Source organism: Petrotoga sp. SL27, assembly GCF_002924605.1.
In the GTDB taxonomy this organism is placed as follows: domain Bacteria; phylum Thermotogota; class Thermotogae; order Petrotogales; family Petrotogaceae; genus Petrotoga; species Petrotoga sibirica.
In genome coordinates this window covers 127,444-152,441 of record NZ_JAIP01000012.1, presented here as the reverse complement: position 1 = coordinate 152,441, position 24,998 = coordinate 127,444, and the positions used below count along the sequence as shown (strand labels likewise).

At 34.9% G+C, this 24,998-nt stretch carries 23 protein-coding genes and 1 tRNA gene; 3 read left to right on the top strand and 21 right to left on the bottom strand.

What is annotated here, in order from left to right; genetic code table 11:
* Positions 1-37: 37 nt before the first annotated feature.
* The 10 genes from dnaB to AD60_RS05110 all read right to left on the bottom strand — a co-directional run bounded on the left by dnaB (position 38) and on the right by AD60_RS05110 (position 6,983).
* The gene (gene dnaB / locus AD60_RS05155; protein WP_103927442.1) at positions 38-1,408 is read right to left on the bottom strand and encodes a replicative DNA helicase; all 1,371 of its coding nucleotides are present in this window, start codon (positions 1,406-1,408) and stop codon (positions 38-40) included.
* Between the two features lie 13 nt (positions 1,409-1,421).
* The gene (locus AD60_RS05150) at positions 1,422-1,631 is read right to left on the bottom strand and encodes a hypothetical protein (protein ID WP_103927441.1); all 210 of its coding nucleotides are present in this window, start codon (positions 1,629-1,631) and stop codon (positions 1,422-1,424) included.
* Positions 1,631-2,695 carry an alanine/ornithine racemase family PLP-dependent enzyme gene (locus tag AD60_RS05145; RefSeq protein ID WP_103927440.1) on the bottom strand — a complete coding sequence of 355 codons (1,065 nt, stop codon included), beginning with the start codon at positions 2,693-2,695 and terminating at the stop codon, positions 1,631-1,633. The genes AD60_RS05150 and AD60_RS05145 overlap by 1 nt, the downstream gene beginning before the upstream one ends.
* A gap of 61 nt (positions 2,696-2,756) precedes the next feature.
* Positions 2,757-2,996, bottom strand: a complete 240-nt coding sequence (locus AD60_RS05140; RefSeq protein WP_103927439.1) for a hypothetical protein — start codon at positions 2,994-2,996, stop codon at positions 2,757-2,759.
* A 15-nt stretch (positions 2,997-3,011) separates the two neighbouring features.
* Positions 3,012-3,368, bottom strand: coding sequence for an RnfABCDGE type electron transport complex subunit B (locus tag AD60_RS05135; RefSeq protein WP_103927438.1), 357 nt, complete (start codon positions 3,366-3,368; stop codon positions 3,012-3,014).
* A 58-nt stretch (positions 3,369-3,426) separates the two neighbouring features.
* Positions 3,427-3,867 (bottom strand): GatB/YqeY domain-containing protein, encoded by a 441-nt coding sequence (locus tag AD60_RS05130; RefSeq protein ID WP_103927437.1) that lies wholly within the window; start codon positions 3,865-3,867, stop codon positions 3,427-3,429.
* Positions 3,868-4,245: a hypothetical protein gene (locus tag AD60_RS05125; protein WP_103927436.1), complete on the bottom strand. Its 378-nt coding sequence runs from the start codon at positions 4,243-4,245 to the stop codon at positions 3,868-3,870.
* Positions 4,242-6,251, bottom strand: a complete 2,010-nt coding sequence (feoB, locus tag AD60_RS05120) for a ferrous iron transport protein B (protein ID WP_103927435.1) — start codon at positions 6,249-6,251, stop codon at positions 4,242-4,244. Before feoB ends, AD60_RS05125 begins: the two co-directional genes overlap by 4 nt.
* 36 nt (positions 6,252-6,287) lie before the next feature.
* Entirely contained in the window at positions 6,288-6,521 is a 234-nt protein-coding gene (locus AD60_RS05115) for a hypothetical protein (RefSeq protein ID WP_103927434.1), read from the bottom strand.
* 3 nt (positions 6,522-6,524) lie between these two features.
* Positions 6,525-6,983: a FeoA family protein gene (locus tag AD60_RS05110; protein WP_103927433.1), complete on the bottom strand. Its 459-nt coding sequence runs from the start codon at positions 6,981-6,983 to the stop codon at positions 6,525-6,527.
* Positions 6,984-7,222: 239 nt separating this feature from the next.
* On the opposite strand from AD60_RS05110, the gene AD60_RS05105 reads away from it, so the two are divergent.
* The 3 genes from AD60_RS05105 (at position 7,223) to AD60_RS05095 (ending at position 9,685) form a co-directional block, all read left to right on the top strand.
* Positions 7,223-7,298: transfer RNA gene (locus AD60_RS05105), tRNA-Pro, on the top strand.
* 166 nt (positions 7,299-7,464) lie between these two features.
* Positions 7,465-8,595, top strand: a complete 1,131-nt coding sequence (iadA, locus tag AD60_RS05100) for a beta-aspartyl-peptidase (protein WP_103927432.1) — start codon at positions 7,465-7,467, stop codon at positions 8,593-8,595.
* A 22-nt stretch (positions 8,596-8,617) separates the two neighbouring features.
* A complete protein-coding gene (locus tag AD60_RS05095; RefSeq protein WP_103927431.1) occupies positions 8,618-9,685 on the top strand; it encodes a mandelate racemase/muconate lactonizing enzyme family protein in 1,068 nt (355 codons plus the stop codon).
* A gap of 35 nt (positions 9,686-9,720) precedes the next feature.
* Here AD60_RS05095 and AD60_RS05090 read toward each other — a convergent pair whose 3' ends face one another.
* The 11 genes from AD60_RS05090 to AD60_RS05040 form a co-directional block, all read right to left on the bottom strand.
* Entirely contained in the window at positions 9,721-10,803 is a 1,083-nt protein-coding gene (locus AD60_RS05090; RefSeq protein ID WP_103876580.1) for a Gfo/Idh/MocA family protein, read from the bottom strand.
* Positions 10,804-10,829: 26 nt separating this feature from the next.
* Positions 10,830-12,137, bottom strand: coding sequence for a nucleotide sugar dehydrogenase (locus tag AD60_RS05085; protein WP_103876579.1), 1,308 nt, complete (start codon positions 12,135-12,137; stop codon positions 10,830-10,832).
* A gap of 50 nt (positions 12,138-12,187) precedes the next feature.
* Positions 12,188-13,354 (bottom strand): DegT/DnrJ/EryC1/StrS aminotransferase family protein, encoded by a 1,167-nt coding sequence (locus AD60_RS05080; protein WP_103876578.1) that lies wholly within the window; start codon positions 13,352-13,354, stop codon positions 12,188-12,190.
* Positions 13,355-13,356: 2 nt separating this feature from the next.
* Entirely contained in the window at positions 13,357-14,004 is a 648-nt protein-coding gene (locus AD60_RS05075) for a winged helix-turn-helix transcriptional regulator (protein ID WP_103876577.1), read from the bottom strand.
* A 194-nt stretch (positions 14,005-14,198) separates the two neighbouring features.
* Positions 14,199-14,813, bottom strand: coding sequence for an NAD(P)H:quinone oxidoreductase (wrbA, locus tag AD60_RS05070; protein ID WP_103876576.1), 615 nt, complete (start codon positions 14,811-14,813; stop codon positions 14,199-14,201).
* Positions 14,814-14,913: 100 nt separating this feature from the next.
* On the bottom strand, positions 14,914-15,747 hold the full coding sequence (locus AD60_RS05065) for a carbohydrate ABC transporter permease (RefSeq protein WP_103876575.1): 834 nt from the start codon (positions 15,745-15,747) through the stop codon (positions 14,914-14,916).
* Positions 15,748-15,773: 26 nt separating this feature from the next.
* Complete coding sequence (locus AD60_RS05060) at positions 15,774-16,649, bottom strand: carbohydrate ABC transporter permease (RefSeq protein ID WP_103876574.1); 876 nt, start codon at positions 16,647-16,649, stop codon at positions 15,774-15,776.
* 76 nt (positions 16,650-16,725) lie between these two features.
* Positions 16,726-17,928: a sugar ABC transporter substrate-binding protein gene (locus AD60_RS05055; protein ID WP_103876573.1), complete on the bottom strand. Its 1,203-nt coding sequence runs from the start codon at positions 17,926-17,928 to the stop codon at positions 16,726-16,728.
* A 147-nt stretch (positions 17,929-18,075) separates the two neighbouring features.
* Positions 18,076-21,105, bottom strand: a complete 3,030-nt coding sequence (locus tag AD60_RS05050) for a glucoamylase family protein (protein ID WP_103876572.1) — start codon at positions 21,103-21,105, stop codon at positions 18,076-18,078.
* Between the two features lie 250 nt (positions 21,106-21,355).
* Positions 21,356-23,716, bottom strand: a complete 2,361-nt coding sequence (locus AD60_RS05045) for a GH36-type glycosyl hydrolase domain-containing protein (protein ID WP_103927430.1) — start codon at positions 23,714-23,716, stop codon at positions 21,356-21,358.
* A gap of 147 nt (positions 23,717-23,863) precedes the next feature.
* Positions 23,864-24,889, bottom strand: coding sequence for a LacI family DNA-binding transcriptional regulator (locus AD60_RS05040; RefSeq protein ID WP_103927429.1), 1,026 nt, complete (start codon positions 24,887-24,889; stop codon positions 23,864-23,866).
* Positions 24,890-24,998 lie beyond the last annotated feature (109 nt).

Below are 24,998 nucleotides of genomic sequence, written 5' to 3'. Positions count from 1 at the left end.
CCTGTAACCATTTTAAATCAGAATCTTATTTTTAAACTTACTGATATCCTCTATCAGAGGTGTAAAAAGTTGCAAGTTTAGGATTGAAAGTTAGTTTTATTGTTCCAACGGGCCCGTTTCTTTGCTTACCTAGAATAAGTTCTGCTTCATGTTCATCATTTAAAGTATCTTTTCCGGGCTCATCTTTTTTTCTTTTGTAATATGAATCTCTATACAAGAACATAACGAGGTCGGCATCCTGCTCAATTGCTCCTGATTCTCTGAGATCACTTAAACGAGGCCTTTTATCTTCTCTTTGCTCAACCGCACGGGAAAGTTGAGACAAAGCAACGACTGTGATATTTAACTCTCTAGCGAGCAATTTCAGGGATCTTGATATTTCTGTGATTTCTTGTTGCCTACTTTCATAACCTTTAGATCTAGAAGTCATCAATTGTAAGTAATCGATAAAAATTACTTCGATGCCATACTCTCTTTTCATTCTCCGTGCTTTAGCCCTCAACAGTCTGGGGGTCAAATCTGGTTCGTCGTCAAAGATAAGCCTTGATTTCGATAATTCTCCTGCTTTTTGAACTAATTTTTCCCACTCTTCGTCAGAGATTTGTCCAGTTCTAACCTTGTGTAAATCGACTTTGGCTTCAGAACATAAGATTCTGTTAGCTAGCTGTTCTTTCGACATTTCTAAACTAAAGATTGCCACAGCAATATTTGCCTGTAAAGCCATGTTAGTTGCAATATTTGCTGCAAAAGAGGTTTTACCCATTGATGGTCTGGCAGCGATGATAATTAACTCGGATCTATGAAATCCCGAAGTCATGCTGTCTAAAGGTTTGAATCCAGTAGAAACTCCTGTAACGAGATCTCCCTCGCCTTTTTGAGCCCTGTTCTTCAATTCTTCTATCTGTTCAAAAACATCATGCATTACGTTGGATAAAAGATCATATGTTCTGGTTGCGCGGGCTTCGGCTATAGAAAATATTCTCTTTTCTGCATACTCTAAAACTTCTTGGGCATCTCCAATATTTCTTACAGCATCAACTATCTCTGAAGATGCGTTTATTAAAGCTCTTAAAAGGGCTTTCTCTTTTACAATTTGAGTATAATACATCACATTAGCCGTTGTTGGAACAACCTGGGCTAAATATATTATTGTATCTTCTCCACCGATTTTCTGTAAAAGATTGGATTCTCTTAGTTTTTCAATCACCGATACAGTATCAACAGGTTCCCCTTTGTCAAAAAGTTCTTCCATAACTTTAAATATTATTTTATTATTTTCGTAGTAGAAGTCTTCCCATCTTACCTCTTCGATTACGTCAGGAAGTATGGAAGGGTCTAAAAAGATGCTGCCTATGACCGACTCTTCGGCTTCTTTACTATTAGGAGGGGTAAAAGAAGTAAGTTCCATTTGTATCCACCTCTCAAACTAATAAGCTCAAAAAATAAGATAAAACAAAAATTCCAACACTTATCAAAAGGCCTAACAGTCCATTTTTGTCCATTTTTTTTACGTCTTCATCAGAACTTTTACTACCGTTTCTTATCATTTTAGCAGATCTCCATAAAAATACCGTTGAAATTATAAAAAGGATCATTGCAATTACAAAAAGAGTGTTTATAAAAGCAAACATTAAAGTATCACCTTTTCAACATAAGGACTTGTGAAGGCTCTCAAAACGGAGGAATAACCTAGCCTAAATCTTATCTTATCTCCTACTTTATACCTCACTTTAGATTCAGTTAAATCTACGATCGTATGATCACTACTTGCATGGAGTATTTCAATATCGTCATCCAACGGATGCATGCAGGTAGGATCAACATCTTGCTCTCCCACCGCTAAAATGCCTTTCATTCTATTACCTTTATCTTCAAATGTTGGTTTACGACCAAATGCATCATAACCAATGTTGCCAAACGGGACGGAAGGTTTTTCTTTCAATTCCACAATTTCTGCTTCCAAGATTGTCGTATCTTGCCTGGTGCCTGGAACGTTGCGGTTGTTAGTTGCGTCCGTTCCACAGATGATCGCTTCCCCTAATCTAAATTGGTTTATACCCTTTGGTAAACTTCCTTTTTCAATTAAAGGTAAGGCAGCAGTATTTCCACCGGAAATTATTTTCAGACTTCTTCCAGTTTCTCTTTGGAGTTCTTCTTTTATTTTCACAAGCCTTCCCATATTAGTCTTATCGGGGATTACTCCACCAAAACATCCTAAGTTTGTGCCTATTCCAACAATATCTATTCCTTCTATGGTCATTGCATTTGAAATCTCAGAAACAGCTTTTTCAAACCAAACTCCTTCCCTTAGATCCCCAACGTCAATCATGTAGATGACTTTAGATCTCTTATTGAATTTAGAAGAAACGTTCCCCAATCTCTTAGTGATTTCTAAGTCACTTACTAAAGTATAATCAACATAATTTGCGACGTCATCAAGTTCAGAAATCATAGGTATTCGAAGTAACATAAAAGGTCCTTTTATACCAGAATTCCTCATTTTCTTTATGTTTTGAATCCTTGAGTCACCCAGTATTTCAATTCCAGATTCTTTAAGTGCACGAGCTATTGTAGGTTCACCACAAACTACTTTAGTGACACCTACCATTTCAACACCCGAATCGTCACACAATGATTTTAAAAATTTCGCATTTTCTTGAATCCTTTCCAAGTAAACGTAAACCTTTGGATACAAGGAAAATCCTCCTTTATTTAAAATTGCGGGCAATCTTGGCCCGCAATTAAGAAAATTTTACTTAGGTTAAAACATCCAAATTTTGACCTTGATACAATTCACCAACGGTTCTAACTAATTTCATCGAAATTCCAGTTTGTTTGTAAATTACAAAAGATAAAAGTTTTTCCATCTCTTCCTTGGACATCGTGGGACTCTGGTTAGTGTTTTGACTATTCACGCGCGGAAGTTGATCACTTCCATAATCAAAACTCCTTAAATAAAGTGGCTTGTATTGTTGAGAGGATATAGGATCGATCAATTTGATCCCCCCTTTTTAATTTTGTTTTAGTAGTTTTAATATTTTAGAATCGTCTTCCCCACTTTCCTCATATATTTTGTTCAATTCATCAATAGACATCTTAGAAATTTTCTCTAAAAGTTCTGGGACTCCTTGAGCTTTACCAGGAACGCAACCGTCTTTTCCGACCTCTCCCTTGATAAATGCCTTAGCGAAGGCTGCACATCCAGGATAACCACAAGATCCACAATCGTTGTTTGGCAATACCGCTTTAACAATAGCCTCTCTTGGATCTTCCTTTACTTCAAATTTTTTTGCAGCAAAAGCCAAAAAAGTGCCGGAAGCAAACCCTAAAATTCCTAATAATAATACCGAATAAACTATTGTGAGCACTGCAAAAACACCTCCGAAAAATTCTTTCTAATGTTATTATATCACATATTATTGTATGTTAATTTAAAAGTGAGGACAGTATTTCGCTTATTTTCTTTCCATCAGCTCTTCCTTGAACCTTTTGAATTATCAATTTCATTACTTTGCCAAAATCTTTTTTTGATGTTGCATTGACTTCGCTTATAGTTTCTTCTATTATTTTTTTCAATTCTTCGTCAGAAAGTTGTTCAGGAAGATAGCTTTGTAAGATCTCAACTTCTTTTCTTTCTTTTTCAGCAAGATCTATTCTATCTGCTTTTTCGAACTGTTCAATCGAGTCTTCTCTCATTTTTATCTGCTTTTTTATTACTTGGATTATTTCTTCCTCTGTTAACTCTGCTCCTTTTTCAACCTCTTTATTTTTAATCTCAGATATTATAGATCTAACCGCATTTAAAGCAAGGGTATTCTTTTCTTTCATATATTTTTTTAAATCATTATTTAATATATCTTTTAACATTTATCGTTCCTCCTTATTCAATGCTTCATTTCTCTTTTTTCTTAGATATTTTAATTCTAAAAAGAATATCATTATGCTTAGTATACCAAAGATTATAACATAAATATTTAAATTTATTTCGGAAAATTCACCTGCTAACATAGTGAACAACATATCCAAGATTTCATAAGCTAAAAGAAATAGACCGATAAAAGAGGAAACTATTATATGCGCTGATTTATGATACCATATTCTATTGTCGTTAGAAAAACCATAGAGGGATACTAAGAATATAACAAAAAATGAAAAGACGTAGAAAAAGTTTTTCTGTATATTTAGTAACATGAAAATAATCGATAATATTGCTATCAAAGAAAGTGTGAAGTTTTTGTGTTTCATAGGAAAATACCTCCCACAAAAAACACCAAATTAGCTATAAGATAAGCAACGGCAGTAGTATAAATAAAACTAAAGATAACCCATTTCCAGCTATTTGTCTCGGACTTAATCGTAGCTAAAGTTGCAAAACAAGGGACATAAGCTAAAACGAAAAATATAAGTGCTAAAGCAGAGGCTGGGGTTAATGCATTTTGTAAGGCATAGGTTAGAGAGCCTTCTCCAACATTAAAAATTGTAGCATATGAAGACACAACAATTTCTTTTGCGGCAACACCAAAAACCAAACCGGTGTTTATTCTCCAATCCCACCCCAAGTGATTGGTTAAAGGTTCAAACACTCTCCCTATAGAAGCGGCAAAACTACCGTTTATATCTGTTCCAAAATTGGGGAAGAAAGACAAAAACCAAATTACTATGGTGGCTATTAAAATTATGCCTCCAGCTTTTTGTAAAAAGTGCTTTCCTCTGTTCCATGTATAAATGGATAAATTTTTTAAAGTAGGCATTCTGAACCTCGGTAGTTCTATTATGAATGGGATATCCTCTGATTGGGTAATGAATCTTTGTAAAAATTTTGAGGATAGTAATACTAACGCTATACTCGATAAATAGACTAGTAGCATTATAGTTGCTGCGTGTGTTGAAAAGAACGCACTTATTAAAAGTATGTAAACAGGTAGCCTTGCACTGCATGAGGCAAAGGGAAGGCTAAGAATTAAAGCTAATCTTTCTCTTTTATTGGCAATTGTTTTAGTAGAAATAATGGCTGGAACATTGCAACCGAAACCTAAAATAATAGACATAAAAGATCTACCACTTAATCCAAAATTTCTCGCAATTCTATCGACTAAAAAGGCAGCTCTTGGCAAATATCCTGATTCTTCCAAAAATCCTAAGAAGAAAAATAAGATAAAAATTTGTGGAATAAAAATCAAAACCCCACCAACGCCAGCTATAACCCCATCAACTAGTAGTGACTCTAACCAAGGAACAGTTACCAATTCGCTGATAGAATTACCTAGAAAAGTAAAAGCCGAATCCAGTAAATCCGATAATGGTTGAGCGAGGCTGAATGTTAGAGAAAACACTGCAAACAAAGCAAAAACATATATCAATATTCCCAAAACCTTATGAGTAAAAACGTGGTCTAAAATATCTCTCAAAGACCAGTCTATACCCTCTTTTATTATTGAAGAACTAACCAGATAAGAAATGAAATTAAACTTCCAATTTAAATATTTATTTTTAAGTTCTTCTATATCAAAATTTTCTTTTAACTCAGCCAAAAAATCTTTGGGAAGTTCTAAATCTTCATTTCCAAACTCTAAAAAGTATATTGGCAACCAACTACTATCTATGTAATATTGATATTTTGAACTTATTTTAGGATACTTTGAAATTTTGTCTTGAAAAAACTCAATAAAATTCTCTATTTCTTCTGGATACATTATTTTCTTTTTTGTAAGATTTTTTTCTTTTGAAAGTTTATATGCTTCTTCTAAAAGTTCTTCCTTACCTTCACCTGTCTTGGCGGAGGTCAGTATGACAGGGATGTTTAAAGTTTTAGAAATCGGGGATGGGTCGATGATTCTTCCTTTTTCGCGAGCTTCATCCACGGCGTTTATAACCAAAATAGTCTTCACGCCAATTTCTATAAGTTGAAACAATAAAAACATAGAACTTTCCAAGTTCAAGGCATCTGCTACGACAATTACTATCTCTGAAGTATTACTTATTAAGTAATCCTTAGCAACTCTCTCGTCTTCACTTTTAGCTGAAAGAGTGTAAACACCTGGAAGATCGACCAATTTAAAGGTTTTCTCTTTATACTTAAAACTTCCAATTTTCTTCTCTACTGTAACCCCTGGCCAATTGGCAACATATTGTTTTGTGCCCGTTAAAAGGTTGAATAGAGAAGTCTTTCCAACATTAGGATTTCCAATGATTGAAATCTCTGCTTCCTTGTTAACTGTTTCAACGTTATCTTTGAGGATATCCTTGCTCATTTAAGCTCCTCCCATTATTAAATTTGTTTTGAAAAGTTATTTAGTATAATAACAGTTGTTTAATAGGCCTTTTCCACATTTATCTGACAACGGACAACTTTTACATACGGGTTCTATTTTATTTATTCTTTCAACTCCAACATCCATTATCCTTAAAAAAGGGATCAAAATTCTTATTTCACTTTCATTTAAGTGAAATTTCTCTTTTAATTCCAATATATCGACTTCTTTACTCTTTCTTACGTATTTTTCTACAATGGATATATCCATTTTCTATTCCACCTTTTTACAAAATATCTTGGCAGCTCTTCCCCTTCCCAATTCGTATTTTTTCCCATCAACATCTATAATTATCCTATTTCCAAGCTTATTAACTAAATTAATATTAACTCCCTTATATAACCCCATACTTTTCATTTCTTCTACAAAATTCCTTCCGCCTTTAATATCGATAATTTCATATTTTCCAATGTCACTTTCCAAAAGACTAAATATTTTGTAAGGGACATCTACAAAGATTTTAGAAGCTTCGCTCTTTCTTAAAACTACCTTTTTTTCTCCGATTTTAAATACTAAAGGATCCCCGAAAGGAGAAACATGGGCTAATTCTATAAATTTACCTGGAGTAATTCCCATTGCGATAAGACGATTTTTAGTACTTTCTTCATCAATGTTGAGACGCTCTATCTTCCCTTTTTGTCCAACGAACAAGTCGTATAAAGGAATTAGCAAATTATAATCACCTCTTTCGAATATCTCAATTTAATTATAACACTTTTTAAAAGAGTTAGTTGTGCCTAAAATTAACAATAAAATGAACTATTATAACGCAACAGTTAAATTATATACGTCTAGGCTGTTTGTAGTATAGTCACTAATCTTATTAGACAAGTTATTATTTTTCGATTTTTTTATTGGTATTCACTTCGATTAAAAAATATGATAAAATCAATTATAGAATAATTAAAATTCGGGGCGTAGCGCAGTTGGTAGCGCGTTGGTTTCGGGAACCAAAGGTCGCTGGTTCAAGTCCAGTCGTCCCGACCATTATCAAAGTCTTTTTTCTATGAAAGCTCAAAGATCTTTTTCGGATTTTTGAGCTTTTTATTTTTGATTCAAAAATTATTGTTAGAACGCGTTAACTTGACTTTTTAATGTTCTCTGTGGCATGATTTAAATAAAAATTATAATCATAAAAAAGGAGAAGAGCATTTTGCTTACCCTCATAAAAAATGCAACAGTTTACTCGCCTAAAGCTTTAGGGAAAAAAGATATATTAATTGGTGGAGAAAAAATTTTAGAATTAGTGGATTCGATAGAATTAAATTCTAATCTCAAAGTCGAGATTATCGATGCTGAGGATTATTTATTAGTTCCGGGTTTTATAGACTCACACGTTCATATAACAGGGGGAGGTGGAGAAGGGGGATACAGCACAAGGACGCCAGAGATATCCCTTTCTAAGATAATAAGTTCTGGAATTACTACACTAGTAGGTGTTTTGGGAACCGACAACGCGACTCGAAGTATGCAAAACTTAATTGCAAAGGCAAAAGCATTAAAACAAGAAGGGATAAGCTGCTATGCATACACGGGTTCTTATCATCTTCCTATAAAAACTTTTACCGGTAGAATTATAGACGATTTAGTTTTTATTGAAGAAATAATAGGTGTTGGAGAGGTTGCTATTTCAGATCATAGAGGTTCTCAACCAACCTTAGAAGAGCTGATAAGATTGACTTCAGAAGCTCGAGTGGGTGGAATTTTATCAAAAAAGGCGGGCATTGTAAATATTCATGTTGGCAGAGGAGAAAAATTTATTCAGATATTACTAGATGTTGTCGAAAATTCAGAATTACCGATCACACAGTTCCTTCCAACTCATATGAACAAGGGAGAAAAAGCTCTTCAAACATGTAAAAATTTCATAGAACAGGGTGGAAGGGTAGATTTCACAACTAGTTCGTCAAAAAAGAAAGACAAAGAGGATCCGTCAAAGCCATCTAGAGCCTTAAAACTTTTACTTGAGGATGGTGTAGATATCGACAATATATCTTTCTCCTCTGATGGACAGGGGAGCTTACCACAATTCGATGAAAAAGGAAATTATATAGGTCTAACAGTAGCAGACGTAGGTACACTTTTTGAAGAAGTAAAGGATTGTGTGCTTCAGGAAAATATTCCTTTAGAAGAAGCTTTGAAGGTTATTACTATCAATCCTGCAAATTTTCTTAAATTGGAAAACAAAGGCCAAATAAAAGAAAACTTTGATGCAGATATAGTGTTTTTAGATAAAAGTACTCTGGAAATAAAAAAAGTTATGGCAAGGGGTCGAACTATTTAAAAATCCAATGGGAGGTAGAGAGATGAAAATAACAGATTTAAAATTTGAAAAAATCAAAATTAAACTCAAAAAACCTTTTGTTATTTCGAGGGGAGCAACGGAGTATTGTGAATCGGTGCTTGTAAAAATAACTACTGATGAGGGATACTTCGGCTTTGGAGAAGCTACTCCCTCTCGCTCGGTAACGGGGGAAAGCATCGACAGCGTAACAATAGTTCTTAAAACATTCAAAGAAATATTAATAGGGCAGGATCCACTCGCAATAGAAAGAATTCATCATATATTGAACAAAGCAATTGCAGGAAATACAGCGGCAAAGGCAGCGGTTGATATTGCTCTCTACGATATAAAAGGAAAAGTGATGAAAGAACCCCTTTATAAGATACTTGGTGGATTTGAAAACAAAGTACAGACAGATATTACGATAGGGATTGGAGCACCACAAGAAATGGCAAACGAAGCCAAAGAGAGGGTAGATAAAGGGTTTAACATATTAAAAATTAAAACCGGCGTTGAGCTTAAAAACGATATCGAGGCTATCAGGCTTATAAGAAAAAACGTGGGAGATAACGTAAGATTGAAAACAGATGCCAACCAAGGATGGAATATACACAATACGTTAACTGCAATCAAGATGATGGAAAATTACAATATTGAAGCCGTTGAACAGCCGTTAGCCGATTGGGATTTTGATGGATCTTCGCTTTTGAGAAAAAAGACTGATATGAAGATAATTTTAGATGAATCAGTTCATAACGCTCATGATGCAATGCATGCAGTAAAAAAAGATAGTGCTGATATGATCAACATTAAACTAATGAAAAGTGGAGGACTTTACGAAGCTGAAAAGATTAACGCAATTGCAGAATCTGCTGGAATTAATTGTATGGTTGGATGTATGGTGGAAACAAAGGTGGCTCTTACTGCAGGGGCAAGCTTAGTTGCAGCAAAGAGAAATATCACAGATGCTGATTTAGATTCCTTCATGTATTATGAAGAATTCGAAGGAATAAAAGGAGGTTTTGAAGTAGAAGGAGATACAATAATTCTTTCGGACAAACCTGGTTTAGGAATAGAAATCGATATGTGAAAAAGAAGAGGGGTAGATCTCGATTATGACAAGATCTAGACTGAATTTATATCCCTCTTCAATTCTAGAGTTGAAAAATCGATTGGGAATTTGACAGGTCTGTCCAAAAGAGCAGACTTGTAAACTCCTAAAACAGCTTCGACAGCCTTTTTTCCTTCTTCACCGTTAATAAAAGGTTCTCGATCTTCTTCTATAGATTGATAAAAATCTCTATACAGTGGAATGTGCCCACTTCCATAAACGGTATCAGGATCTGGGAGATTTTGAAATGGATGTCCATCTTCTCCTTCAAATCTCCAATATTTTATTTTATTCACCGCTAAACCACCGATCACCACTGTCCCTTTTTCTCCAAATATCGATAGGGTCTCTTCCAAATTTTTTGGATATATATTTGCAGATCCTTCGATTATTCCTACGGAACCGTTTTTAAATTTTATTATGGCCCCCCCAAAATCCTCAGCTTCGATGTAAGGATGGGTGAAGTTCTGAATAGCACCATATATTTCGTTTATTTCAGAGCCCATAATCCACAATAGCAAGTCTATATTGTGAGTACATTGGTTCATCAGCGTGCCTCCATCGTATTCCCAAGTACCTCTCCATTTTGCTTGCCTGTAATATTCTTCGTTTCTATTCCACCTAATGGAAGCTTGACCATGGAGAATCCTTCCAAATGAATTTGTTGTAATTTTTTTTCTTAATTCTTGTATAGGTGGGTTGAAGCGATTTTGAAAACAAACACCTAACTTTAAATTTTTCCTTTTTGCAAACTCTATCATCTCGTTCATATGTTTTGTTGATAGGGCCATTGGTTTTTCCACTAATACATGTTTGTTGTTTTGCAGGGCTTCCATGGTGATTTCATAATGGTTCCCGCTTTCGGTAGCGATTGCCACGGCGTCTATATCCGATCTTTTTAACAATTTTCTGTAGTCCGTGTATATCTCTGGTTTCTTTAACCCAGAACCTTCCACCTTGTTGGCAAAGTGTTCTGCTCTTTCTTCTTTTAAATCGCAAACAGCCACATTTTCAATGATATCAGAATTTTTTATAATCGCTTCTGTATGTTTTTTTTGGGCTATTCTTCCACAACCTATTACAGCCAATTTAAGCATAAGAACATCACCTACATTTTAAATTTTCATAATAGAGAAACTTTTTCTGGATACTTCTCTCTAAGTCCTTTTGTGACATTTTTTGTATCAAAAACTATATTGGCATTTTCCAAAACGAAATTGTAATCCACCTTTTTGTGCCCCGTAGTAATTAAGACAGCATCTGATTCCTCTAACAATTCTTTTGTTAAAGCTACGGTTTTATATTCAATTCCTTTATGAGAAAAATTTTTAATATAGGGGTCATGAATCTTTACTTGTGCTCCCTTCTTTTCCAAAAGCTCCAAAACTTTCAAAGCAGGAGACTCTCTTAAATCGTCGATGTCGTTTTTATAACTTACTCCTAACATCAATATTTTGGAACCGTTCAAACACTTTTTATTTTCGTTTAAAATGTCCATTAGTCTTTCAATTACGTACTCAGGCATATAATCGTTTATTTCCCCAGCCAATTCTATTATCCTTGTGTGATAGTCAAACTCTCTAGCTTTATACGTTAAATAAAAAGGATCTATCGGAATACAATGACCGCCCACACCTGGTCCAGGATAAAAAGGCATGAAACCAAAAGGCTTTGTTGCAGCTGCGTCTATTACCTGCCAGATGTTTATTCCCATTTTCTTTGCTAAGATAGCCATTTCATTGATGAGGCCAATATTGACTATTCTAAAGGTATTTTCCAAAATTTTTGACATCTCTGCTTCCTTAGGGGATGAAACGGTGAAAACTTCTGCGTTTAATACATTTTCATAGAGAGTTTTTGCATGTAAAGTGCATTTTTCGGTAACTCCACCAACTACTTTTGGTGTATTTTTGGTCTTATAAATCAAATTTCCTGGATCTACTCTTTCTGGGCTAAAAGCTAAATAAAAATCTTTTCCAACCTTAAAACCATATTCTTGTAATAACGGTAGAAGTACTTCTTCCGTAGTTCCTGGATAGGTAGTGCTTTCTAAAACGATCAACATTTCTGGATGGAGTCTTTTTGCTACTTCTTTGGTCGAATCAACAACAAAACTTAAATCAGGTTGTTTGTATTTATTCAAGGGAGTTGGAACACATATCATAACACAATCGCATTCCTTTATTCTGTCATAATCAGTTGTAGCGTTTAAAAGGCCGTCTTCAACCAGCTTTTCTAATTCTGCATTTACAACATCCCCAATATAATTTATTCCTTTGTTGACCTTATCTACTTTTTCTTTTTGAATATCGAATCCTAAAACTTGGTACCCTGCCTTCGCCTTTTCTACCGCAAGTGGTAAACCAACATAACCCAAACCTATTACCCCTATCTTTGCAGTTTTATCTTTTATTTTATCTAATAATGCCATTTTTTAGTCCTCCTCTTTCTAGAATAACACTATTTTTAGAAACTCTAAAACTATTTTGAAAAAAACTCTTTAATAGATTTAACTACATATTCCTGCTCTTTTTTGGTGAGTTCTGGAAACATTGGTAAGGCTATCGTGGATTTCGATGCCTTTTCAGCTACAGGGAAGTCTCCTTCTTTATAACCCAAGTTCTCAAAGCACTTTTGAAGGTGCAAGCCAAGGGGATAGTATATAGATGTTCCGACGCCTTTATTTTCTAAGAATTTTTTCAATTTATCTCTATCTTCAGGGTTATTCAAAGTAACAACGTATTGGTGATAAACATGGGTTCTGTCATTAAAATAAGCAGGATAGCTTAAATGTTCGTTGAGGTTATGTGATTTGAATAGCTCTTCATAATTTTTTGCTTTTTTTATTCTTTTATCTATGTAGTCATCTAAATTATTTAATTTTATTCTCAATATTGCAGCTTGAACTTCGTCTAATCTTGAATTGTAACCAACTTCATCGTGATAATATTTTTTTGCAGCACCATGAACTCTTAATTTTCTGACCCTATCTGCCAAAACCGCATCGTTTGTAACGACCATTCCACCGTCACCATAACCACCTAAATTTTTTGTTGGGAAGAAGGAAAAAATCCCCAAATCTCCGATACTGCCACTAAATTTTCTTTCACCATTCTTATAATGCCATACAGACCCAATAGACTGGGCGGCATCTTCTATAATTTTTACGTTGTAATTCTCTCTTATTTTTTCCAATCTTTCTAAATCAACGGTCTTTCCAAAAAGGTGTACGGGAATAATCGCTCTAATTTTTTCTTTTTTTGGATGATTTTCAAGCAAATCTTCGACTTTATCTAAATCAAGATTGTAGTATTTATCTTCTACATCCACAAATATAGGGGTAGCACCATTCAGTACAATTGCACTTGCGGTTGCAAAAAAAGTATATGGTGTGGTGATGACATAATCCCCTTCTTTTATACCCAGAGCTTGAACCGATATTCTTAGGGCATCGGAACCATTGGCAACACCGATAGCATACTTTACATTTATATACTTCGCAATTTCCTCTTCTAAGGCTTTTACATTACTTCCCATAACCACGTTTCCAGAAGTGAAAACAGCATCCAACTTCTTTAGAACATCTTTTCTCAATTTTTCGTATTGTCTTGTTAAATCAAAAAGAGGAACCTTCATCTTATCTTTCATTTTCATCTGCCCTCCAGAGAAATATTACCTTCATCATCTATCTTAAAAATATACAATTTTTCCAAATTTTTTTCGGTTGCCTTTTCCAATATTTTTTCTGATTTTCTAAACGAAGCTATTATGAGGGCATCGTAGATTAACTCTTTGGCTTTTTCCGGAGGGTAAATATCTATTCCTTGAAGTCTATCCCCCTGTTTTAAAGAAGAATCGTCCAAAAATCCAATTATATTAATATTTTCATCCTTCAAAACCTTCAATACAATCCCTCCAACAACCCCTGCACCATACAAAAGAATGTCCTTTAAATTATCTTTTTTAAGAGTTTGAAAAACTTTTTTGAATGAGTCTTTGGTTTCTGTGTACAGCTCAGAAACCTCGTCGACGAAACTGAGGGTTAAAAATTGCAACCTCTTTTTTCCTGTTTCTGTGAGCTCATAACTCATATTACGTTTGTTTTCACCGCTTTTTATGATATTTCCATTCTCTTCAAAATCTTTTAAATACTTGTTTATCATCGATGGGACAACCCCTACTTTTTTCGCCATCGTTTCTTGAGAAATATCGTTTTCTTGAGAAACTAACTTTAAGATCATCATTTCTCGGAAGTTTGGAGAGGGATTAAAAAATGTGTATTTTTGAATATTGAGCATTAGGAACATCACCTCTAGGCATTTCATTCATACACTAAGTGAATAATCATAATTAATTATAACAGTTATTTTTTTAAAAGTCAATTGAACTTTTAAATTCAAAAAAATAAAGACGCACAGATCGTGCGTCTTTAAAAATTTTCAAAAGTTTCTTAAAGTAGATATTTTAATTAAATAGTTTATACTCTGAAATATCATCCAAAAAGCTTTTTTGCTATTTCAGCTACTCTTCTTCCTTGACTTTTGGCAATATTGAGCTCTATTTCATTTGGTCTATTTTCATCGCCCTGAACAATAATTGCCGAGGCGCCATACGGTGAACCTCCATGAACATTTGATGCATCGCTCAGATCTGGCTCAGTAAAAGGAATTCCAACAATAATCAACCCATGGTGTAATAACGTTGTGTGAAAATTCAAAATAGTAGATTCTTGACCTCCATGTTGACTGCTAGTAGAAGTAAAGACACTACCTATTTTTCCAACCAAACTTCTCTTGGCCCAAAGGGGGCCTGTCGTATCAAGAAATTGCCTCATTTGCGCCGCCATCATGCCAAATCTCGTTGGAGTACCAAAAATTATAGCATCAGCTTCAACAAGGGAATCCAAATTTGCTATTGGAATATCTAAAAATTGTTCTTGTGCCTTTTTAGCCCCAGATTGGATTAGAATATCTTCAGGAACGGTTTCAGGAACTCTGTAGATTTTAACATCCGTTCCTTTTACTTCTTTTGCGCCTTCTGCTTCGGCTTTAGCCATTTGATAGATATGGCCATACATACTGTAGAATATAACGTTGACTTTTGCCATCTAATGTCCTCCTTTTATTTGGGATAAATTTAGTCCCTTTTATTATACAGGTAATTTATTAACAAGATTTGAATAATATTATAAATCTGGCCATTTCACTTTAGCCTTTCATTCCTGTAAATGTGATTCCTTTTATGAAATATCGTTGAGTGAATAAAAATACAATTATAAGAGGTAAAATTACGATAACCGAACCTGCCATTTGCATCGCTATATTTTCAGTATATTGTCCTCCTAAAACAGATACAGCAACCGGAAGTGTGTACATGCTTTCATCGGTCGCTATAATCAATGGCCACAAAAAATTGTTCCAGGAACCTGTAAAAGTGAAGATGGTTATTGCTGCCATAGCGGGTCTAGCCAAAGGCAAAATTATTCTAAAAAATATCCATCCTTCGTGTGCTCCATCCATCTTAGCTGCTTCTATTAGTTCATCGGGTACACCCATAATGTATTGTCTCATAAAGAATATGTTGAAGGCATTTGCAATAGCAGGCAATATTAACCCCCAATAGGTGTTCAATAGATTCAATCGGGACAGCAATAAAAATACTGGAATCATTGTTATTTGACCAGGCACCATAATCGTTCCTAAGATGAACAAAAACAAAAGGTTTTTATTTTTAAAATGGAATTTGGCGAATCCATAACCTGCCATGGTGGCTACTAAAACCGATAAAAACGTAGTAGAAAGAGAAACAATAACGGAATTCAAAAAAGGCCTTCCAAAGTTCATATTTTGAAATAAATCTATATAATTGTTAAAAGTAGGATTCCTAGGGATCCATCTTGGAGGAAATATAAAAATTTCTCCTGGTCCCTTAAAAGAAGTTGAAAGCATCCATACAAAAGGTATAACCGAAATTAACAACCAAATAATCAATAATCCATGTACCGCTACTTGCTCTATGGGAGAAACTTTTCTTGATCTCACAATAATCACTCCTTACTGATTCTCTCTTATACTTCTGATCTTCTTGCACTCATTTGTATGTATGTTAAAGCAAATATCATTAAAAATAACATAAAAGCGATCGAAGAGGCATACCCTAATTTGAAGAACCTGAAACCTTGTCGATACAGGTAGAGAACTATAGATAAAGTAGAATTCAAAGGTCCGCCTGCGGTTAACATGTATGGTTCTTCAAATAATTGCAAATAACCTATTACAGTCATAACTGTAACGAAAAATATTGTTGGCCTCAACGATGGGATAGTAACATGTAAAAATTGTTGAAATTTTGAAGCTCCGTCCAACTCGGCAGCTTCGTATAAATAATCTGGTATATTTTGTAAACCAGCCGTGAAGAGAATGACGTTGTAACCAACTGCTTTCCAAACTACAAGCATTATTACCGATGGCATTGCCCAAAGGGGGTCACCCAACCAATTAGGTCCTTGTATTCCAAACAAACCCAGAAACCAATTTATTAATCCGTAATCAGGATTGAGCATCCAAGCCCATACGATAGCAATTGCGACTGTGTTTGTAATGGAAGGTAGATAAAAGCTTACTTTAAAAAAGTTTTTAAAATACGTGGCTTCCCTGTTTATAAGGGCAGCAAAACTTAAAGCCAAAACTACCGTTAATGGCATTGCAACAACTAATGCATATAGCGTATTTAGTAGCGCCCTCCAAAAAAGAGGTTCTTGCATTAAATTTACATAATTTTCAAAACCAATAAAACTAGCTCTTCCCCAATCATATATAGCATAAACATCGAAATCGGTGAAGCTTATCACCAGAGAAACTACTATGGGTATTAACATGAAGATCAACAATAATATTATTGAAGGTCCTATGAAACCAATAATCGATCTTAAAGGGGTCTTCAATTTTATCTCTCCTCATAATCAAAAAAATTTTGATCAAAAGCCCCTCTTTTTTGTAACAAGAGGGGCATAAAACAAATTATTTCAAAATCTTTTCAATATCTTTTTTCAAATCTTTAGCAGCTTGTTCTGGCGTTTTTCTGCCATAAATCGCTTCTTGAACTCTGCTATCAATCGAAACTGAGATCTCTTGAAATTCGGGTATGTTTATAGGAGCTTTTGCATCATTCAACTGTTCACCAAAGGTTGCTATCATCGGATCTGATTGCAATAAAGGATCTTCCCATGCTTTGGGAACTGAAGGTAGTGCGTTCACAATTTGGTACCACTTTACTTGAATATCCGGTCTAGACAAGAACTCGATGAACTTCCAAGCAGCTTCCTTGTTTTTGGAATCTCTGAAAATAACTAAATCACTGCCACCCATAAAGGATGTTCTGCTTTTTTTCTCGGGCATTAACGCAACATCCCAATTACCAGCTATTTGAGGTATTTGTGCCCTTATCATACTAACCATCCATGGACCGGAAAAAAAGATTGGTGTATCTCCAGAGGCGAAATCTTGGAATAGGTTCCCTCCGCCAGCAATTGGAGTCAATCCTTCAGTGAAGAATCTTGTGTAATACCCAAAAGCTTCGACGAATTCTGGTTGGTCTACTATCACATTTCCGGCGCTGTCTAAAATGTCTCCACCATTTTGCCAAACAAATGGTAACAGTACTTGATAATTATCCTGAGGTTGGTAAAGTGTAATGCCATATCTACTACCATTTTCAACTAACTTCTTTACAGCATCGTATAACTCATCCCAATTTTGAGGAGCATGATCGTAACCTACTTGTGCTAATAAATCTGTTCTGTAATACATAGCTCTAGTATCCACATACCAAGGAATACCTAACTGTTTTCCATCAACTATCCCTGTTTCTAATGCACCTTTGAAGAAATTTTCTGGTTTTACAACTTCAGATCGTTCAATATACGGTGCTAAATCTTCAAATGCCCCCATGCTTCCAAACGGAGACATCCAAGTTGTCCCCATCTGTGCAATATCCGGGACTTGTCTGCCAGCGATTCCAGTTAAAATTTTATCGTAGGCATTTGCCCAGGGTATGGCTTGAATATCGACCTCATATTCAGGGTATTCTTCCATGAAAAGCTTGACTAATTGATCCAAACTTTTTGCCTCTTCACCCATAGCCCATACTGTGATCTTTGTTGCTCCGAAATTTAATGAAACCAAAAACATCACAACACTCAAAACGACCAAAGCTTTTCTCATGTCTCCACACCTCCTAATAGCAATTTTTTACAGTATTTAGAAGTTTAAAACTTCTATTAAATTCCTACCCCCCTGAAAACCTTTTAAAATAGGAATTTTTTTTTGATAATCCTTTTATTTTTTAGTATTCTGATTCAGAAAAGAAACTTATTTTAATTCTAAAGTTCCCCAATTTTGTGGATTTGCCCAAATATCTGGCAGAGGATTCCAAGAAATTATATTCTCTCTCACATATTCTCCTATAGCAGCATCTCCTTTGTTAGAATTGTGGATTGTGTGACTAAATCCAAGTTTTAAACCAGGTTGTGGGTTTGTTATACCTAAATATTCAAATGGGATCATGACTTCCACAACATATCCAGAATCTGTTCTTTTAGAAGCTACTTTCATTTTAGGTGCGGTGTTTGATATCGGGCCTGGTTTTGCGTCTTCGTGTCGTACAGCTTGGACGTTTCCTTCTGTATCAAATGGAAGAATAGCTAATTTGAAAATTCCGGTATCAGAACCAGCAACTGCTGGGTTTATATAAAATTCAATTGAATCTGTCCTGTAATAACCACCGACATCGTTGGGAGCTATGTTACTAACGACAACTTCATCGTATACATCTGCTGCTAAATACAAGTTTTGATCGTCCCATGCAACTTGAAAATAACTATGTAGAACCTGAGACCTTTTATCTACAGGTTTGATTCCACCAGCTGGTACGTTCATATCTTCCGTTACTTCATATTTTGGAATGTTTTTCCATTCTTCTAAATTTCCATCGATGTTTATATTATTTGAAATTTTTGGTGCTTCTGCTAACTTTTCTTCATCACTAGTTAACAATCGTTTGTATTCTTCAACATACCAAGGAGTAACTGAATATTCAGCTACTTGTTCAATGAATCCTATTTCATCTAAGGCCTTTTGAACATTTTTATTCTTCATGAAAAGTTCCCAAATTAAACCGGTCTTATAATTTTCGATCATTAAAATAATATCTCCTTGATCGATTCCTATGTATTGATCAGAGAACCATACTTCATCTACGTTGAATGCACTATAAAATCCATACTCGCCCCATACTAACGGTCCATATTTACTCAACATTCCTCTGATAGCGTTCATTGATATATCAGGAGTGAATGGTATAGATGATATAGATGCATAGGGTGCAACCGTTCCATCGTTGTTCCCATCAACAGCTCCGTAAGCTTTGTATCCTGTAGGTCCATCAGAAGCACTTAAACCCCAGATGTCCATGGCGTAAGTTTCGTATTTAAAACGATTCTGTACAGCATATAACCAGTTATATCTTGTTGCGGCGGCTGCGTTGTTGAAATAATTGGCGTATTTGTCTTCTTTGTCTCTAAAATCTATCCAAATATTAGGATACTGATATACGAACAGTGTTTCTTGAGGTAGATAAATATATGTATCGTTTTTTACGGGTCTAAAAATTTTGTCCCATGAATCTGCAGGGATTGGATAGGTTGGTGAGCCAATAGCTAACACATAGGCGAGTAAGCCTTCATTGAAAGAATCCCATCTAGCACCTAAAAAACCTGCCTCTGGTTTCCAACCCATGGACAAAGTGTCCCCACCATCAAGCATCCATTGCCAATTCACGTTTTCATACAATTTATTTGCTAGTTCATCTACTTCCGTATTTTCAAAATAGGCTCCGGCTGTCAATGCGCCGGCAACGAGTATTGCGGTATCGATAGAAGATACCTCGCTGTTCCACTCTCTTTTGCCAGTATTCATGTTCACAAAATGGTAGTAAAAACCATTGATTCCTTCGACTTTGCCTTCTACAAAGGTTTTTAACGTTGTTAACGTTCTTTTGTAACCTTGATCATAAGTTATCCATCCCCGTTCAATACCTACTGGAATAGCTGAAAGTGCCATTCCAACAGCGGCTATACTTGAAGCTGAATCTGGCGTACTTCTATCTTTTACCAAACCATTTTCAGGGTTTACTTCTTTCCAAAGGTACATGAAGGTTCTTTTTTGTATTTCATCTAATAAGCTTTCATCGTCAAGTTCTAAAAGGTTTTTCACTTCTTCTTTAAGGTTTGTAGGAACAGCAGTTAACAATTCATCAACTGTGGGTTTGGATTTTGATGATTTTTCTACAAAAATGCCATCTACATAGAATGGTTCCGTTAAAGGTACTTTTTCATTGTTTTGATTGAAACCAGCGAAAGCTAAATAAATCATGTACTTATTTCCTTCTTTTAATTTGTTCATATCTCCAGCTATTTCAAATTCTATCTTGTTCCATCCATCAGTCACTCTATTTTGAGAGAATACGCCCCCAATCCATTGCCAATCAGTTGTTAAATCTGCCATACCTAAGAAATACATCGTTGGTTTTATTTTATTTTCTTTTGGTATATAAACGTTCATTGTTACTTTATTGGTATCTGACCAAGAGATAATTTTTTCACCAGAAAGTTCAATTGCTATCTTTGTTTCTATTGCTTCACCGTTGGGAATAATCTTCATAGCGTATAACCCTTCAGCTGCACGGTCTGTAGCTAATTCAAAAACAGCCCCTGTATTATCGTTACCAAAAGTATTTATCTCCTCAACCGTGTCCATATTCCAAATATATACTGTTTCTGTTAGCTGCTCTTGAGAGTTTAAAGCAACTAAGTTGTCAACGTAAAAGGGATCTTTTAAAGGAATTTTTGTCGATCCTTCAGAATGCATGAAGGAAAAGTAAAGCATATATTTGTTTTCAATCGAAATATCTTGCATCTTTTGGGATAATCTATACTTTATTAGATTCCAACCATCTTTTGGTGCTGTTTCAGAGAATATCCCATCAACCCATTCCCAGCCTTCAGTAACATCAGCCATACCAAGAAAAAAATTGTTAGGTTTTAAAGAACTATTTGGATTTGTGTAAAGGGATAGTTGCAATGTATCATTACCCAACCATTTACTCAATCTTTCTCCTGATAATTCAAAGGCTAACTTCGTCTCTTCAGATGATCCTGAAGGTACTACGATCGTAGAAAATTTACCGTTGTATACATATCTACCACTCAGTTCAAAGGTTGCTCCAGTGTTATCATTGTTCAAACCTACAGTAGATTCGAAATCATGTATTACGACTTGAGAAAAAGCTGATAAAAATAACATCACAACCGCTAATACTAAAAAATACCTTTTTTTACTCATCCTAAATTCCTCCTTTTATAGAATTTTGATTTCTTTCTTTTTAGACTCTAAAACTTGCTTTAAACCATACTTCTAGAATCTAAAAATTTTTAAAATACCTCCATCATTCTAAGTTACATACAATCTGCTTTAGCTCCTCTTCGCCCAGCAGCCCGCCCGGATGGGTGTGGGAGGGCTCCGCCCTGTAACCCTTTTAAAAACAAAATCTCATTTTTTTGAAAATTAATTGTTTCTAAAATTTTTATACTTTTTAAAAAAGTACTTCAACGTTCAAAATACTTTCTTCAAATAATTCCGGATTAATAATGTTTCCATCGATTTCTACACCATTAATTAAAATCTTTCTCTCATCACTTTTTTTGTAAGTTATGTTTAACTGTTTTCCCCTGAATATTCTCTTTACTTTTACTTCTTTCCAATCTTCTGGGAACATGGGTTCTATTCTTAATCCTTCCCATTCAGGTTTTAGCCCAAAAATTCCCTCAACTCCAACTATGAAATACCAAGCTGCCGATCCTGTGTACCAAGTCCACCCTCCTCTTCCAAAATAAGGAGAATCTGGCCCATCAACATTACCAGGGGTAACATATGGTTCAGCTAAGTATTTATCTGGTTCCAAACCCCTATAAATAGGCATAAAGCTTTTGTAGATTTTGTATGTTTCAGGATCTTTCATCTTTGAGGCTGCCAATATTGCCCACGTACCTGCATGAGTGTATAATCCACCATTTTCTCTAACTCCAGGGGCGTATCTGCTTAGGTATCCAATTTCTGGATCAGGTTTAAAAAACGCCGGTTGAAAAAGAAGTGGTCCATAATCTTTAAACAGGTACTTTTTTGCTGATCGATAAGCTGTTTCACTTCGTGTTTGTGTTGCGGTATCGTTGATTATTGCCCAAGTTTGTGCGTTTAAAAATATCTTACCTTCGCTATTTTGTTTACTCCCAATCGGTTCTCCGTTGTCTTTGAATGCCCTTACGTACCATTCTCCATCCCAGGCGTATTTGTTGATGTTTTCTTTAAGCTTTTCAGCTTCGTCCATAAACCTTTGCATATTTGCTAAATCTCCCATCTTCTTACAGACGACCGAGAAATCTTTTAAAATACCGTACAAGAAATGTCCAAGCCAAATACTTTCCCCTTTACCCTGGGTGCCAACAGCGTTCATACCATCATTCCAGTCTCCGTCACCTATCAAAGGAAGTCCTCTTGAGCTCATATGATTTAAATTGTAGTGAATTGCTCTAATACAGTGATCGTATAAAGAAGATTCTCCTCCATCTAGGAACTTTATAATTTCTTTTAAAAATTCTAAATCATTGGTTTCTTTTAAAAACCTTAGAACAACAAAAGGTAACCATAATCTGTTATCCGATATATTATTCTTGTAACCGAGTTCAGAAATGGGATGCCACCAATGGTAAACACTTCCATCTTTGAACTGGTGAGCTGCATGAAGTCTTATCTGATTTTTGGTTTGTTCAGGATCCACGTACAAAAATATCTGACTATCTTGAAGTTGATCTCTATAACCGTATGCTCCACCAGTTTGATAATAAGCTGATCGTCCCCATAATCTTCCTGAAATAGCTTGGTACTTCAACCAGTTATTTAGCATGAAATCTACGGCTTTATCTGGAGTTTCAACAGTAAATTTCGAAAGCATTTTATCCCACATATCCTTTACTTTTTCAAATTCTTCTTCAACACTTTCTACTGTCTGATATTTTTTAACAAGTGAACTCACACTTTCATTTGTATTTTGTTTAGAAACCGTTCCAAGAAGATAAATCAGCGTTTTTTCTTCTCCGGGTTTTAAGAGTATTTCATTTTTTAAGCTGGCAATAGGATCTTCCCACTTTCCATAGGTGTTTGATATTTCTCCAGTAATAAGAGCTTTTGGATTAGAAATACTTCCGTACTGTCCTAAAAGTTTTTCCTTTGACCCTTCAAATCCAGCCACTTTCTCATTAACTGAATGAAAAGCCGTATATTCCCAGTTTCTGTTCCAATTTTGACCTTTTTCATTTGGTATCTCCCACATTCTTTTTTCAGCCGTCATACAGTTTAAACCATTTAAAAAATCTGTTTCTATAAAAGTTTTATGAAACTCCCTGTGCCAGTCAGGAGCGGCCCCCAAATTCCATTCTAAATAGGTGTAAATAGACAATTTACGTTCTTTTTCAGAAGTATTTTTTATAGTTAACTTCCATATTTCAACTGGGTCATCTTTAGATACAAACATAGTTAAATTCGTTTTTATATCGAAGTATTTGGTTTCAAATATGGAATAGCCTTGACCATGTCTTAATTTATACTCTTGAGGTTCTTTACTAGTTGGCTTCCAGCTTGGAGACCAAAAATCCCCAGTCATCTCATCTTTTATGTATATATATTTGCCCCATTCATCCTTTATTAGATCTTGTTCCCACCGTGTAATTCTATTTAAACTAGCATGCGTTCTCCAGCTATAACCTGAGCCACTCTGAGAAATAATCATTCCATAATCTCCATTAGAAATAACATTTATCCAAGGTTTGGGAGTTTTGGGTGTGGTTATAACGAATTCTTTCCCATCCTCTGTGAAATATCCGTATTTTGTCTCGAACATATCTTCCCTCCTGATTTTTAAAATTACCTTTTTAGAAATAATAAAACTTGTTTCAGCACCCCTTTGACCACTCTCATTTTATTTCTAAAGTGTCTATTAAAAACTTTATTCATATTTACTTAATCGGTTAAGTTATCTATAAAAAATTTAAATTCTTATGCAAGAATGTCTTTCGATTAATTTTGTTTTTAACATATATCTTTTTTCTTCAACTGTTTCTCCATTGATCAAAGCTGTAATAATATCTACAGCCTTTTTACCCATTTCATAGATAGGTTGTGAAACAGTTGTTAAAGGCGGTTCTATTATAGAACTGGCCTCGATATTATCAAAGCCTACAATAGAGACATCTGTTGGAATTTTGTACCCACTTTCTTTTAAAGCCCTTATTGCTCCCATTGCCATTTGATCGTTTGAAGAAAAAATTGCGGTGATTTTTTCTCCTTTTTCTAGTAACCTTTTTGTAGCGGTATATCCTTCTTCTTTTGTAAAATTGCCGTTTTCAACTAATTCAGGGTTGAATTTGATTCCATAAGTTTTTAATGCCTTTAAATATCCCTTGAATCTTGCCTTTGAATCCCGGGCAACTTCCGGACCAGCTAAAAACGCTATTCTCTTATGACCAAGTTTTATCAAATATTCTGTTGCCTCATACGCTCCATTTTCGTTATCAACCATTACGGAATAAATTTCTTCATCTTTTGGTGGATAGTCGATAAAGACAAAAGGAATCTCTCTTTCTTTCAAAGATTCTATGAATTTATCAGTAATAAAATAGGCCATTATAATTAACCCGTCAACTATACTCTTATTCAACAGTCTAACTACTTGTTGTTCTCTTTCTGGTCGGGCATGTGTGGTAAATAGAGTGAGAAGATAATCTTTTTTATTTAAAGTTTTTTCTACTCCTCTAATTATATTGGCATAAAACATATCAGAAATATCTGGGATAACTAAACCTACAAAATGTGTCTTTTCACCTGCTAATCCTCTTGCTGCGGAATTAGGAAAATAATTAGTTTCTTCAATTATACTTTTTATTTTATTTCTAACTGGTTCACTTACACCAGGTTTATCGTTGATCACATATGACACGGTAGCTTTAGAGACTTGGGCGATCTGTGCTATATCTTCAATAGTTATTCGAGAATTTTTATTCTTCTTTGGTGGCATTGTTGTTCCTCCAATATTTGAGTATAAGAGTACTTAACCGTTTAACTATTCATATTATACCTCTTAAATTCTAAAAATAAAAATCCGATTAAAGTGAATTATAAACAGT

Excerpts from the sequence above, each read along its gene's own strand:
- dnaB (WP_103927442.1), bottom strand. The coding sequence starts at position 1,408 with ATGGAACTTACTTCTTTTACCCCTCCTAATAGTAAAGAAGCCGAAGAG.
- AD60_RS05150 (WP_103927441.1), bottom strand. The coding sequence starts at position 1,631 with ATGTTTGCTTTTATAAACACTCTTTTTGTAATTGCAATGATCCTTTTT.
- AD60_RS05130 (WP_103927437.1), bottom strand. The coding sequence starts at position 3,867 with ATGTTAAAAGATATATTAAATAATGATTTAAAAAAATATATGAAAGAA.
- AD60_RS05125 (WP_103927436.1), bottom strand. The coding sequence starts at position 4,245 with ATGAAACACAAAAACTTCACACTTTCTTTGATAGCAATATTATCGATT.
- feoB (WP_103927435.1), bottom strand. The coding sequence starts at position 6,251 with ATGAGCAAGGATATCCTCAAAGATAACGTTGAAACAGTTAACAAGGAA.
- AD60_RS05115 (WP_103927434.1), bottom strand. The coding sequence starts at position 6,521 with ATGGATATATCCATTGTAGAAAAATACGTAAGAAAGAGTAAAGAAGTC.
- AD60_RS05095 (WP_103927431.1), top strand. The coding sequence starts at position 8,618 with ATGAAAATAACAGATTTAAAATTTGAAAAAATCAAAATTAAACTCAAA.
- AD60_RS05090 (WP_103876580.1), bottom strand. The coding sequence starts at position 10,803 with ATGCTTAAATTGGCTGTAATAGGTTGTGGAAGAATAGCCCAAAAAAAA.
- AD60_RS05085 (WP_103876579.1), bottom strand. The coding sequence starts at position 12,137 with ATGGCATTATTAGATAAAATAAAAGATAAAACTGCAAAGATAGGGGTA.
- AD60_RS05080 (WP_103876578.1), bottom strand. The coding sequence starts at position 13,354 with ATGAAAGATAAGATGAAGGTTCCTCTTTTTGATTTAACAAGACAATAC.
- AD60_RS05075 (WP_103876577.1), bottom strand. The coding sequence starts at position 14,004 with ATGCTCAATATTCAAAAATACACATTTTTTAATCCCTCTCCAAACTTC.
- wrbA (WP_103876576.1), bottom strand. The coding sequence starts at position 14,813 with ATGGCAAAAGTCAACGTTATATTCTACAGTATGTATGGCCATATCTAT.
- AD60_RS05055 (WP_103876573.1), bottom strand. The coding sequence starts at position 17,928 with ATGAGAAAAGCTTTGGTCGTTTTGAGTGTTGTGATGTTTTTGGTTTCA.
- AD60_RS05050 (WP_103876572.1), bottom strand. The coding sequence starts at position 21,105 with ATGAGTAAAAAAAGGTATTTTTTAGTATTAGCGGTTGTGATGTTATTT.
- AD60_RS05045 (WP_103927430.1), bottom strand. The coding sequence starts at position 23,716 with ATGTTCGAGACAAAATACGGATATTTCACAGAGGATGGGAAAGAATTC.
- AD60_RS05040 (WP_103927429.1), bottom strand. The coding sequence starts at position 24,889 with ATGCCACCAAAGAAGAATAAAAATTCTCGAATAACTATTGAAGATATA.